The sequence below is a fragment of the Nocardia takedensis NBRC 100417 genome (assembly GCF_000308695.1).
Lineage (GTDB): Bacteria > Actinomycetota > Actinomycetes > Mycobacteriales > Mycobacteriaceae > Nocardia > Nocardia takedensis.
On the sequence record NZ_BAGG01000023.1, the window covers coordinates 22,864 to 35,625 of the forward strand.

Below are 12,762 nucleotides of genomic sequence, written 5' to 3' on the forward strand. Positions count from 1 at the left end.
GGCCGCGCCGCCGGAATCAGCATCGCTGGAGTCCGCACCGCTGGAGTCCGCACGGCGGGAATCCGCGCTCCCCGAATCCGCGCTCCCCGAATCCGCGCCGCCGGAATCCGCGGTGCCGCCTGCCGCCGAGACCGGAGCCTCGGTGACAGCGTCCTCGCCGGCCGGACCGGTGGACTCGGGCCCGCTCACTACTGCCCCGGCTGCGCCGGTTCGGGAACCAGCCCGGTCGGCAGTGTGGGCACGCCGGGGATACCGCCCGGCATGCCGGGGATGCCGCCGGTGCCGCCACCGAGTTCACTGGCGTCGGTGGCCAGGCCGGAGCCGTCCATCGGCACCGCGTTCGGTCCGGGCGGGGAGGCGTCGAAGGGGGCGGGGTTGTCCCGGTCGAAGTACGGGTTGGAGCAGTCCGCGCCGACCTCGGGGTAGGCGTAGGGGTTCTGCCGCAGCGCGGTGATGAACTGGTTGATGCGCTTGTCGTCGGGGCTGTCCAGCTTCAACTGGTGACCCCACGACTGCAAGGAGATCGCTTTGTCCAGACCCGGGTACGGCGACATCAGCGTGTACGCCTTGCCGTCGACCTTCTTGCTGAGGGTCTCGACACCGGAGGCGTCGACCTTGTCGGGGTTGTAGGCGATCCACACCGCACCGTGTTCGAGGGAGTGCACCGCGTTCTCGGTGCGGATCGGCTTGCTGTAGACGACGCCGGTGCAGGCGGCCCAGGCCGAGTCGTGCGGTCCGCCGAAGGCCGGGGTGCGGTCGTAGGCGACGCGCTGGTCGGCGCTGACGTGTTTGCCCGCGCCTTGGGCGTAGTCGACCTTCAGCACGCCCTCGATCTGGTCGGAGGGGTCCTGTTTCTGCGCGCTGGGCGTGTATTTGTCCAGCTCGGCCTGCTCGCGGTATTTCGGGACCAGGCTGTAGGCCAGCGCGCCGATCAACGCGACGATGACGGCGGCCGCGCCGATGGCCAGCCACGGGATCTGACGATTCCCCGGCAGTTTGCCCTTGCCGCCACCGCCCTTCTTGGCGGAAGGCGAGGTCTTTCCCGCGGCTCGGACGGCCTTGGCCGACTTCGAGGCGCTGTTGCTACTCGGCATCGCTCGTTGTGCTCTCTCGACGTGGTGATCGCTCTGTCTGCGTGGTGCCCGCCCGAAGGTGTTCACCTGCCCAGACCATAGGATAGAGACTCGTGACTCCAGCTGACCTTGCAGATCTCCTCCGGGCCACCGCCGCGCGGGTGCTCGTCGAACGTGGACTGGACCCTCAGGTCCTCCCCGCCGAGGTCACCGTGGAGCGCCCGCGTAATCCGGAACACGGCGACTATGCCACGAATGTGGCGTTGCAGGTGGGCAAGAAGGCGGGCGTGAACCCCCGCGAGCTGGCGGGCTGGTTGGCCGAGGCGCTCGGCGCGGACGCGGGTGTCGCCTCCGCCGATGTCGCGGGCCCCGGCTTCCTCAACATCCGCTTGGCCGCCGCCGCGCAGGGCGCGATCCTGACCCAGGTGCTGGCGGCCGGTCCGGCCTTCGGCACCGCCGAGGTGATGAAGGGCACCAGCATCAATCTGGAGTTCGTCTCGGCGAATCCCACGGGTCCCATCCATCTCGGCGGCACCCGCTGGGCCTCGGTCGGCGACGCGCTGGGCCGCATCCTGGCCGCGCAGGGCGCCGAGGTGACCCGGGAGTACTACTTCAACGACAACGGCGCGCAGATCGACCGCTTCGCCGATTCGCTGGTGGCCGCCGCCACGGGCGTGCCGACCCCGGAGAACGGGTACGCGGGCGCGTACATCTCCGAGATCGCGGGCACCGTCGTCGAACGGCATCCCGGTGCGGCGGAGTTGCCCCCCGACGAGCGTCACGAACTGTTCCGACGCGAGGGCGTGGAGTTGATGTTCGCCCACATCAAGCGGACGCTGCACGATTTCGGCACCGATTTCGACGTGTATTTCAACGAGAGTTCGCTGTTCGCCTCGGGTGCGGTGGAGCGCGCGGTGACGGAGTTGAAGGCGTCGGGCAACCTCTACGAGAAGGACGGCGCGTGGTGGATCGCCAGCACCGAGTACGGGGACGACAAGGATCGCGTCGTCATCAAGAGCGACGGCGCCTCGGCCTATATCGCCGGTGACATCGCCTACTTCCAGGACAAGCGTTCGCGCGGCTTCGACCTGTGCATCTACATGCTCGGCGCGGACCATCACGGCTACATCGGCAGGCTCAAGGCCGCCGCGGCCGCGTTCGGCGACGACCCGGACACCGTGGAGGTGCTGATCGGCCAGATGGTGAATCTGGTCCGCGACGGCGTCGCGGTGAAGATGAGCAAGCGCGCGGGCACCGTGGTCACCCTCGACGATCTCGTCGAGGCGATCGGCGTGGACGCCGCGCGGTATTCGCTGGTGCGCTCGTCGGTGAATTCGAGCATCGACATCGATCTGGACCTGTGGACCAAACAGGACACCGTCAATCCGATCTACTACGTGCAGTACGCCCACGCGCGCACCTGCCGCATCATCGACAACGCCGCGGCGTTCGACTTCGCTTCGGTCGCACCGGATCTCGGTCTGCTGACCGCCGACCGCGAGGGGGAGCTGATCCGCACGATCGGCGAGTACCCGCGGGTGGTGGCCACCGCGGCGCAGATGCGCGAACCGCATCGCGTCGTGCGCTATCTCGAAGAATTGGCGGGCGCGTACCACCCGTTCCAGTCCGACGACGAGATGCGGGTGCTGCCGCGCGGTGACGAACCGGTCGACGCCCGCAACGCCGCCCGTCTCGAACTGGTCAAGGCGACCAGACAGGTCCTGGCCAACGGGCTCGGTCTGCTGGGCGTCAGCGCGCCGGAGCGGATGTGAACCCGGTGGCGGTCGCCGCCGAATCCAGGAAGGAAGGCCCCGTGAGCCAGCGCAGCGAGGTGGAGTCATGAGCGCGCATCCCGCCGGTCCCCGGCACGCCGAGATCCCGCACGCCCCGAATCTGCCGGAGCGCCCGTCGGATCCGCGGCAGATGATCGATCTGCCCGCGAACGTGTGGCCGCGCAACGCTTCTCGCGACGCCGACGGTTCGGTTCGGTTGGCGGGCGTCCCGGTGGCGGCGTTGGCCGAGCGGTTCGGCACCCCGCTGTTCGTCGTCGACGAGGAGGATTTCCGTTCCCGCTGCCGCGATATGGTCGCGGCCTTCGGCGCGGACGCGCGGGTGCACTACGCGTCCAAGGCGTTCCTGAGCGCCGAGATCGCGCGCTGGATCCGCGACGAGGGCCTGTCGCTGGACGTGTGTTCCGGCGGCGAACTCGCCATCGCGCTGCACGCGGAGTTCCCGCCCGAGCGGATCGCGTTGCACGGCAACAACAAATCGGTCGCCGAACTGGAGACGGCCGTGACCTCCGGGGTCGGGCACGTCGTGGTCGACTCGCTGATCGAGATCGAGCGGCTCGAGGCGGTCGCGGCGCGCGCGGGCGTGGTGCAGGACGTGCTGGTCCGGGTCACCGTCGGCGTGGAAGCCCATACCCACGAATACATCTCGACCGCGCACGAGGATCAGAAGTTCGGCTTCTCGATCGCGGGCGGCGACGCGATGGAGGCGCTGGCGCGGGTCTTCGAGGCCGAGAACCTGCGCCTGGTCGGCCTGCACAGCCACATCGGTTCGCAGATCTTCGAGATCGACGGTTTCGAGATCGCCGCGCGTCGGATGCTGGGTCTGCTGCGCGAGGCCATCGACAAGTTCGGGGCCGAGCGCACCGCGCAGATCGCCACCCTGGATCTCGGTGGCGGACTGGGCATCTCCTATCTGCCCAATGACGACCCGCCGCCGCTGGACGAATTCGCGGCCAAGTTGCGCGGTCTGGTCGAGGCCGAGGCCGCGCACGCCGGACTGCCCACCCCGCGCATCGCGGTCGAACCGGGCCGCGCGATCGCGGGCCCGGGCACCGTCACCCTCTACGAGGTCGGCACCACCAAGGACGTCTCGCTCGACGGCGGTCTGCGCAGGCGCTATGTCAGCGTCGACGGCGGTATGAGCGACAACATCCGTCCCGCGCTGTATCAGGCCGACTACGACTGCCGACTGGTCTCGCGTTCCTCCGAGGCGCAGGCCGTGGTCGCGCGCGTGGTCGGAAAGCATTGCGAGAGCGGCGACATCGTCATCCGTGACACCTGGATGCCCGCCGATGTCGGTCCCGGCGACCTGATCGCGGTCGCCGCCACGGGCGCCTACTGCTACTCGATGTCGAGCCGGTACAACCAGTTGACCCGGCCCGCGGTGGTCGCGGTGCGCGACGGTCACGCCCGACTGATCCTGCGCCGGGAGACCGTCGCCGATCTGCTGAGCCTGGAGGTGGAACAGTCATGACCGAACCGGTCAAGAACGGTCCCTGGGGCGCCGAGCGTCCGCTGGGCGTCGCCGTCCTGGGAATGGGCAACGTCGGCACCGAGGTGGTCCGCATCCTGCGCGAGCACGCCGACGAACTGCGTTCGCGGGTCGGCGCGCCGGTGGTGTTGCGCGGTGTCGCGGTCCGCACCCTGGACACCGACCGCGGCGTACCGGCCGAACTGCTCACCACCGACGCGCAGGCGCTGGTGGCGCGGCCCGACGTCGATCTGGTCGTCGAGGTGATCGGCGGCATCGATCCGGCGCGCACGCTGATCCTGGCCGCGCTGAACGCGGGCAAATCCGTGGTGACCGCCAACAAGGCGCTGTTGGCCGACTACACCGGCGAACTCGCGGCGGCGGCCGAACGCAATCGCGCCGACCTCTACTTCGAGGCCGCGGTGGCGGGCGCCATCCCCGTCGTGCGCCCGCTGATCCAGTCGCTGTCCGGCGACCGGGTCGACCGCGTGGTCGGCATCGTCAACGGCACCACCAACTTCATCCTGTCCGCGATGGACGAGACCGGCGCCGACTATCACGCCACGCTGGCCGAGGCCACCGGCCTGGGCTACGCCGAAGCCGATCCGACCGCCGACGTGGAGGGCTTCGACGCCGCCGCCAAGGCCGCGATCCTGGCCTCGCTGGCCTTCCACACCCGCGTGACCGCGGCCGATGTGTACCGCGAGGGCATCTCGAAGATCACCGCCGAGGATCTGGAGACGGCCTCCGCGCTGGACTGCACCGTCAAACTGCTCGCCATCTGCGAGCGGGTTCCGGCGGCCGCGGGCGAGCCCGCCCCGAGCCAGGGCGGCAAGGAGCGCATCTCGGTGCGCGTCTATCCGGCGCTGATCCCGCGTCGTCATCCGCTGGCGGCCGTCTCGGGCGCGTTCAACGCCGTGGTGGTCGAGGCCGAGAACGCGGGCAGGCTGATGTTCTACGGGCAGGGCGCGGGCGGCGCCCCCACCGCCTCGGCGGTGCTCGGCGATCTGGTGATGGCGGCGCGGAACAAGTTCTTCGGTGGCCGCGCGCCGGGTGAATCGGTTTATGCTGAGCTACCGATCGCGCCGATCGGCGATACGCCGACCCGCTACCACGTGAACTTGCAGGTCGAGGACGTCCCCGGCGTCCTGGCCAAGGTGGCGGGCGAATTCGCCAACCACGGGGTCAGCATCTCCACCGTCCGCCAGGAAGGGCACGGCGAAGGTGCGCGCCTGGTCGTGGTCACCCATCAGGCGGTGGAGTCGGCGCTCGCGGACACCGTCGCCGCCCTCGCGGAGATGGCATCCGTCACATCCGTGACCAGCGTCTTGAGATTGGAAGGCACCGAGGAATGAGTACGACTGGCATCGGCGGAAACGCGGTCGCGCCCCAGGCGGGCGTGCACGCGCGCTGGCCCGGCCTGATCGCGGCCTACCGCGACCGGTTGCACGGTGCGGCGGACTGGGAGCCGGTCACGCTGTTCGAGGGCGGCACTCCGCTGGTTCCCGCGCCGCATCTGTCGGAACTGACCGGCTGCGAGGTCTACCTCAAGGTCGAGGGCGCGAATCCGACCGGTTCCTTCAAGGACCGCGGCATGACGATGGCGATGACCGACGCCAAGTACCGCGGCCAGAAGGCCGTGCTGTGCGCGTCCACCGGCAACACCTCGGCGTCGGCGGCCGCCTACGCCACCCGGGCCGGGATGAGCTGCGCGGTGCTGATCCCGCAGGGCAAGATCGCGATGGGCAAACTGGCCCAGGCCGTCATGCTCGGCGCGAAGGTCATCCAGGTCGACGGCAACTTCGACGACTGCCTCGAGCTGGCCAGGAAGGTCACCTCGGACTTCCCCGAGGTCGGTCTGGTGAACTCGGTGAACCCGGCCCGCATCGAAGGGCAGAAGACGGCCTCCTTCGAGATCTGCGACGTGCTCGGCCGCGCCCCCGACGTGCACGCGCTGCCCGTGGGCAACGCGGGCAACATCACCGCGTACTGGCGCGGCTACCGCGAATACCACGCCGACGGCATCGTCGGCGGCCTGCCGCGGATGCTCGGCGTGCAGGCCGCGGGCGCCGCTCCGCTGGTCAACGGCGCCCCGGTCGCGAATCCGGAGACCATCGCGACCGCGATCCGGATCGGCGCGCCCGCGTCCTGGAACAGCGCGGTCGAGGCCAAGGAGCAGTCCGGCGGCATGTTCCGCGCGGCCACCGACGAAGCCATTCTCGAGGCGTACCGCTTGGTCGCGGCGGCCGAGGGCGTGTTCGTCGAGCCCGCCTCGGCGGCCAGTGTCGCCGGCGTGCTCGCCGCGCATCGCGAAGGGTGGCTCGATTCCGGGCTGACGGTGGTCTGCACCGTCACCGGCAACGGGCTCAAGGATCCCGACACCGCCCTGCTCGGTATGCCGCAGGTCCAGGCGATCGCCGTCGATCCGGTCGCGGTGGCCGCCGAACTCGAGCTGGCCTGAGTTGAATTCGCGCGAGAGTCAGCTGATCTCACGGACGCTGCCCGCCGGATTGGCCGTGACGGCGCGGGTGCCCGCGTCCACGGCCAACCTCGGCCCCGGTTTCGATTCCCTGGGCATGGCCCTGGGCATCTACGACGAGATCGAGGTGCGCACGACCGATTCCGGCCTGAGCATCCGCGTCGAGGGCGAGGGCGCCGACGACGTGCCGTGGGGGCCTTCGCATCTGGTGGTGCGCGCGATCGAGCGCGGCCTGGAGTCGGTGGGGGTCTGGGCGGACGGACTCGATGTGGTGTGCCGCAACGTGATTCCGCATTCGCGCGGTCTGGGCTCCTCGGCCTCGGCCGTGGTCGGCGGACTCGCGGCGGGGTGCGCGCTGGCGGCGAAGTTCGATCCGGATCTGGCCGTGGACGCCGACCGGTTGGTCCAACTGGCCTCGGAATTCGAGGGTCATCCCGACAACGCCGCGGCCAGTGTGCTCGGCGGAATCGTGGTGTCCTGGACCGAAACCGCCGCCGACCTGGTCGTCGGTGAGTTCGCCGCGGAACCGGACCCGGGTCGGGTCTACCGCGCGGTGCGGCTGGACCCGCATCCGTCGCTGCATCCGATCGTGTTGATCCCCGAGGTGCGTTCCTCCACGGCGCACACCCGCGGACTGCTTCCCGACACGGTCTCCCACGGTGACGCCGCGTTCAACGTCAGTCGGGCCGCGCTGGCCGTGGTCGCCATGACCCAGCGTCCCGACCTGCTGTTGCCCGCCACCTGCGACCGGCTGCACCAGACCCAGCGCGCGCCCGCGCTGCCGCTGACCACGGCCTGGATCGCGCGGTTGCGGGCGGTGGGGATCGCCGCGACGGTGTCCGGGGCGGGCCCGACCATTCTGGCTCTGGGGACCAGCGGTTTCCCGGCGGAACTGCGCGAAATCGCGGCCAGGGACGGTCTGCGCGTGGTCGAACCGGGACTCGCCGAGGGCGTCCTGGTGGGTTGACGGCGAGTCTGTCTTGCCGAGTCTCACGTTTCCCAGCTATCCTGGGCATGTCCGTACATCGTGCGCATCAGACGCCGGTGCTTCATCAGGGCAATCGCTCCAGCAGGCTCCAGGCTCGAGCCTCCAGGCCATGGGGGTGCTGCGTAGCTGCGCAACTGGAATGATCTCTCCCACCATTCATATCCGGTGGCGAAGCCGCCGGTCCGGCGGGGCAGGTGATTTACGGCATCCGAGTCCGGCACGGTGCCCGGACTGCGGGACGAACCCTCGAATCAGCACACGGCAGTCGAGGGAAGGAAAGGATTTCCGTGACAGATACGGACCTGCTCGCGACCCCCGGGGTGGAATCAAACTCGAATTCCTCGGGTGGCCGCGATAGTGACTCCGGACAGATTTCGAAGATGAGCGAACATACCGACGTCGCACGATCGGGGCTGACTGGAATGTTGTTGCCGCAGTTGCGCGCGCTGGCGGGGGAGCTCGGTATCCGAGGCACCTCCGGAATGCGCAAGGGCGATCTCATCGCCGCCATCAAGGAGAATCAAGCCGGAAAGCCCGCGAAAGCGGAGAAGCCCGCCCGTGGCGAGTCGAAAGGCGAGCAGGCGACCCTCGAGGTGACGCCGCAGCCGGAGAAGACCGCGCCCGCGAAGGCCACCGCCGTCAAACAGGCCCCGGCCAAGGAAGAAGCGCCCAAGGCCGCCGAGGCCGCGCCGTCGAAGTCGGCCACCGCCGATTCCGGCGCCCCGGCCGATTCCGCCGACGATTCGGGCCGCGAACCGGCCCAGCGTGGCCGTGGTCGCCAGCGGCGCGGCCGTGACCAGGCGCGATCCGGCGGCGGCGAGACCGCGCCCGCCGAGGCGCGTGGTGACGAGCCGAAGCAGGAGTCCGACCAGGGCGAGCGTCGCCGCGAGCGCAATCAGGGCGAGCGCAACCAGGATCGCAACCAGAACGGCAGCGGCAATCGCGGCGGTGACAACCGCGGTGACAATCGTGGCGAGGGCAACCGCGGCGGTGACAACCGCGGCGAAGGCAATCGCGAAGGCAATCGCGACGGCAACCGTGGCGGTGACAACCGTGGTGGCGACAATCGCAACGATCGCGGCGGTGACGACGAGGAAGGCGGGCGCGGACGGCGCGGACGCCGGTTCCGCGAGCGTCGGCGCGGTCGCGACCGCGACGGCGGCACGGGCGGTGAGGCCCGTGAACTCGAGATCCGCGAGGACGACGTGCTCCAGCCGGTCGCGGGCATCCTCGACGTGCTGGACAACTACGCCTTCGTCCGCACCTCGGGCTACCTGGCCGGACCGAACGACGTCTACGTCTCGATGAATCTGGTCCGCAAGAACGGTCTGCGCCGCGGTGACGCGATCACCGGCGCGGTGCGCGCCCCGCGCGACGGCGAGCAGAGCAACCAGCGGCAGAAGTTCGATCCGCTGGTGCGCCTGGACACCGTCAACGGCGGTGACGTCGAGGCGGCCAAGCGTCGCCCCGAGTTCAGCAAGCTGACCCCGCTGTACCCGAATCAGCGCCTGCGGCTGGAAACCCAGCCGAACAAGCTGACCACCCGGGTCATCGACCTGATCATGCCGATCGGCAAGGGCCAGCGCGCTCTGATCGTGTCGCCGCCGAAGGCCGGTAAGACCACGATCATGCAGGACATCGCGAACGCGATCGCGACCAACAACCCCGAGTGCTACCTGATGGTGGTGCTGGTCGACGAACGTCCCGAGGAAGTCACCGACATGCAGCGTTCGGTGAAGGGCGAGGTCATCGCCTCGACCTTCGACCGTCCGCCGTCGGATCACACCTCGGTCGCCGAACTCGCCATCGAGCGCGCCAAGCGCCTGGTGGAGATGGGCAAAGACGTTGTGGTGCTGCTGGACTCGATCACCCGATTGGGCCGCGCGTACAACAACTCCTCGCCCGCCTCGGGTCGCATCCTCTCCGGTGGTGTCGACTCGACCGCGCTGTACCCGCCCAAGCGGTTCCTCGGCGCGGCGCGCAACATCGAGAACGGCGGTTCGCTGACGATCATCGCGACGGCGATGGTGGAGACCGGTTCCACCGGCGACACCGTCATCTTCGAGGAGTTCAAGGGCACGGGCAACGCCGAACTCAAGCTCGATCGCAAGATCGCCGAGCGGCGCGTGTTCCCCGCGGTGGACGTCAACCCGTCCGGTACCCGCAAGGACGAGCTACTGCTGAATCCCGACGAGGCGGCGGTGCTGCACAAGTTGCGCCGTGTGCTGTCGGGCCTGGATTCGCACCAGGCGATCGATCTGCTGATCGACCGCCTGAAGAAATCCAAGAACAACCTCGAGTTCCTGATGCAGGTCAGCAAGACCGCGCCGGGCGCGCTGGACGAGTGAGAACGCGGGGCTCCGTTGCGACGGGGCCCCGTTCCGCTTTTCGGGGGCGGAACAAATCCGTGGACAGGGGCGTTTCGGAAGGTGTCGGCGGATCTGGCATACTGGTTCGCCGTGCGTCTGCGCCCCGCAGACAATCCCGCCTAGTCGGTTCCGGTTCACGCTCACGGCTCTGCTGACGCGGAGCGGGCGACCCGGCGACCATTCTCGAGAGGACACCCATGAAGGCAGGAATTCACCCGACCTACGTCGACACCACCGTCGTCTGCGGTTGCGGCAACACCTTCCAGACTCGCAGCACCAAGGAGTCCGGACACATCACCGTCGAGGTCTGCTCGCAGTGCCATCCGTTCTACACCGGCAAGCAGAAGATCCTCGACACCGGTGGTCGCGTGGCCCGCTTCGAGGCCCGCTACGGCAAGCGTGCCGGCAAGAAGGCCGACGCCAAGTAGCTTCCCCGCCGACGCCCGGTCCTGCACAGCAGGCCGGGCGTCGGTGCGTTTCAGCGGTCGTTCCCGACACCGCCCAGATTCACCGAGAGGAAGCACCACCATGACGCAGCCGTCCGCGATCGACGACATTCTGGCCGAGCACGCGGGTCTGGAGACGCAGTTGGCCGATCCGGCGCTGCACAACGATCCCGGCGCGGCCCGACGGGTGGGCAAGCGGTTCGCCGAACTGGCCCCGATCATGTCCACCTACACCAAGCTGACCGCCGCGCGCGACGACCTCGAGGCCGCCGAGGAGTTGGCGGCCGACGACGCCGCGTTCGCCGCGGAGATCCCCGACCTGCGCACCCGCATCACCGAACTCGAGCAGTCGCTGGCCGATCTGCTGGCCCCGCGCGACCCGCACGACGGCGACGACGTGGTGCTCGAGGTGAAATCCGGTGAGGGCGGCGAGGAATCGGCGCTGTTCGCCGCCGAACTGGCGCGCATGTACACCCGCTACGCCGAACGGCACGGGTGGAAGGTCGAGATCCTCGGCGTCACCGAATCCGATCTGGGCGGCTACAAGGACGCGACGCTGTCGATCAAGAGCCGTGACGCCGCCCGCGACGGCGTCTGGTCGCGCCTGAAGTGGGAGGGCGGCGTGCACCGGGTGCAGCGGGTGCCGGTGACCGAATCGCAGGGCCGCATCCACACCTCGGCCGCGGGCGTGCTCATCTATCCCGAACCCGACGAGGTCGAGCAGGTGCAGATCGACGAATCCGATCTGCGCGTCGACGTCTACCGGTCCTCGGGCAAGGGCGGTCAGGGCGTCAACACCACCGACTCCGCGGTCCGCCTCACCCATCTGCCCTCCGGCATCGTGGTGACCTGCCAGAACGAGCGCTCCCAACTCCAGAACAAGGCCCGCGCGATGCAGGTGTTGGCGGCGCGGTTGCAGGCGCTGGCCGAGGAACAGGCCGATCAGGAGGCCGCCGCCGGCCGGGCCAGTCAGATCCGCACCGTCGATCGCTCCGAACGCATCCGCACCTACAACTTCCCGGAGAACCGCATCGCCGACCACCGCATCGGCTTCAAGGCGCACAACCTCGACACCGTGCTGCAAGGCGAGTTGGACGCGCTGCTGGACGCGCTGGCCAAGGCCGACCGCGAAGCGCGCATGTCGGCCGAATGAGCACCCTCCGGCGCGGCCGGGACGCGGTACCGGACGGGCCGACGACGACGACCGCGCTACGTCCGGCCATCTCGGCCGCGACGGAGACGCTGCGCGCGGCCGGGGTGCCCAGCCCGCGCGTCGACGCCGAGGAACTGGCCGCGCACCTGCTCGGCGTGTCGCGCACCCGGTTGCTGCTGGCGCCGCCGGTCGACGCGGAATTCCTCACGCGTTACCGCGAATTGGTGGCTCGCCGGGCCGAGCGCGTCCCGCTGCAACACCTCACCGGACTGGCCGTGATGGGCGCGCTCGACCTCGCGGTCGGCCCCGGCGTGTTCATCCCGCGTCCGGAGACCGAACTGCTCCTCGACTGGGCGCTGCGCTTCCTGTCCGGCGTCCCTCGCGACCCCGCGCCGATCGTGGTCGACCTGTGCACCGGTTCGGGCGCACTCGCGCTGGCCGTCGCGCACGCCAGGCCGGACGCGCGGGTGCACGCCGTCGAACTCGATCCCGACGCCTTGATCTGGGCCCGCCGCAACGCCGAAGCCCGCAGCGCCGCGGGTGACACCGCGATCGCGCTGCACGCCGCCGACGCGACCGACCCCTCCCTGCTCACCGACCTCGACCGCCGGGTGGACCTGATCGTCTCCAACCCGCCCTACATCCCCGACGGCGCGGTCCTCGACCCCGAGGTCACCGAGCACGACCCGCACCGCGCGCTGTTCGGCGGCCCCGACGGACTCGACGTCGTCCGCGGGATGCTCCCCGTACTGACCAGGCTCGCGCGCCCCGGTGCCGGCCTGGCGATCGAACACGACGACGCCAACGGGACCGAATTGGCCGCGCTGCTCGGCGCGGACCTCGCTTTCACCGAGATCGTCGAACACCCCGACTTCGCCGGCAAGCCCCGTTTCGTCACCGCGCGCCGTACCGACACACCCTGAGCCCGTCACCGACGTCGAGGCCGGTGGACGCGATAGCGCCGGTGAACCGACGCCGTGACAGGATGGAGCC

10 protein-coding genes are annotated in these 12,762 nt (G+C 69.6%); 9 read left to right on the forward strand and 1 reads right to left on the reverse strand.

The features are described 5' to 3' along the window. Positions 1-188: 188 nt before the first annotated feature. Positions 189-1,094, reverse strand: a complete 906-nt coding sequence (locus ON30_RS05925; protein ID WP_040704780.1) for a thioredoxin-like domain-containing protein — start codon at positions 1,092-1,094, stop codon at positions 189-191. 92 nt (positions 1,095-1,186) lie between these two features. On the opposite strand from ON30_RS05925, the gene argS reads away from it, so the two are divergent. From argS to prmC, 9 genes are all read left to right on the forward strand, one after another. Further along, positions 1,187-2,845 carry an arginine--tRNA ligase gene (gene argS, locus ON30_RS05930; RefSeq protein ID WP_040704781.1) on the forward strand — a complete coding sequence of 553 codons (1,659 nt, stop codon included), beginning with the start codon at positions 1,187-1,189 and terminating at the stop codon, positions 2,843-2,845. Positions 2,846-2,912: 67 nt separating this feature from the next. Then, entirely contained in the window at positions 2,913-4,337 is a 1,425-nt protein-coding gene (lysA, locus tag ON30_RS05935) for a diaminopimelate decarboxylase (RefSeq protein WP_040704782.1), read from the forward strand. Beyond that, positions 4,334-5,689: a homoserine dehydrogenase gene (locus ON30_RS05940; protein WP_040704783.1), complete on the forward strand. Its 1,356-nt coding sequence runs from the start codon at positions 4,334-4,336 to the stop codon at positions 5,687-5,689. The genes lysA and ON30_RS05940 overlap by 4 nt, the downstream gene beginning before the upstream one ends. Next, positions 5,686-6,795 (forward strand): threonine synthase, encoded by a 1,110-nt coding sequence (thrC, locus tag ON30_RS05945; protein WP_051028974.1) that lies wholly within the window; start codon positions 5,686-5,688, stop codon positions 6,793-6,795. The genes ON30_RS05940 and thrC overlap by 4 nt, the downstream gene beginning before the upstream one ends. A 25-nt stretch (positions 6,796-6,820) precedes the next feature. After that, entirely contained in the window at positions 6,821-7,780 is a 960-nt protein-coding gene (gene thrB, locus ON30_RS05950; RefSeq protein WP_051028978.1) for a homoserine kinase, read from the forward strand. Between the two features lie 308 nt (positions 7,781-8,088). Then, on the forward strand, positions 8,089-10,149 hold the full coding sequence (gene rho, locus ON30_RS05955) for a transcription termination factor Rho (protein WP_040704786.1): 2,061 nt from the start codon (positions 8,089-8,091) through the stop codon (positions 10,147-10,149). A gap of 218 nt (positions 10,150-10,367) precedes the next feature. Then, positions 10,368-10,598 carry a 50S ribosomal protein L31 gene (gene rpmE / locus ON30_RS05960; RefSeq protein ID WP_039796334.1) on the forward strand — a complete coding sequence of 77 codons (231 nt, stop codon included), beginning with the start codon at positions 10,368-10,370 and terminating at the stop codon, positions 10,596-10,598. A 100-nt stretch (positions 10,599-10,698) separates the two neighbouring features. Further along, positions 10,699-11,769: a peptide chain release factor 1 gene (prfA, locus tag ON30_RS05965; RefSeq protein ID WP_040704787.1), complete on the forward strand. Its 1,071-nt coding sequence runs from the start codon at positions 10,699-10,701 to the stop codon at positions 11,767-11,769. Then, on the forward strand, positions 11,766-12,692 hold the full coding sequence (gene prmC / locus ON30_RS05970; protein WP_051028975.1) for a peptide chain release factor N(5)-glutamine methyltransferase: 927 nt from the start codon (positions 11,766-11,768) through the stop codon (positions 12,690-12,692). Before prfA ends, prmC begins: the two co-directional genes overlap by 4 nt. Positions 12,693-12,762: the final 70 nt, after the last annotated feature.

Coding starts and splice junctions, on each gene's coding strand:
- prmC (WP_051028975.1), top strand. CDS start 11,766: ATGAGCACCCTCCGGCGCGGCCGGGACGCGGTACCGGACGGGCCGACG.
- rpmE (WP_039796334.1), top strand. CDS start 10,368: ATGAAGGCAGGAATTCACCCGACCTACGTCGACACCACCGTCGTCTGC.
- thrC (WP_051028974.1), top strand. CDS start 5,686: ATGAGTACGACTGGCATCGGCGGAAACGCGGTCGCGCCCCAGGCGGGC.
- lysA (WP_040704782.1), top strand. CDS start 2,913: ATGAGCGCGCATCCCGCCGGTCCCCGGCACGCCGAGATCCCGCACGCC.
- ON30_RS05925 (WP_040704780.1), bottom strand. CDS start 1,094: ATGCCGAGTAGCAACAGCGCCTCGAAGTCGGCCAAGGCCGTCCGAGCC.
- ON30_RS05940 (WP_040704783.1), top strand. CDS start 4,334: ATGACCGAACCGGTCAAGAACGGTCCCTGGGGCGCCGAGCGTCCGCTG.
- prfA (WP_040704787.1), top strand. CDS start 10,699: ATGACGCAGCCGTCCGCGATCGACGACATTCTGGCCGAGCACGCGGGT.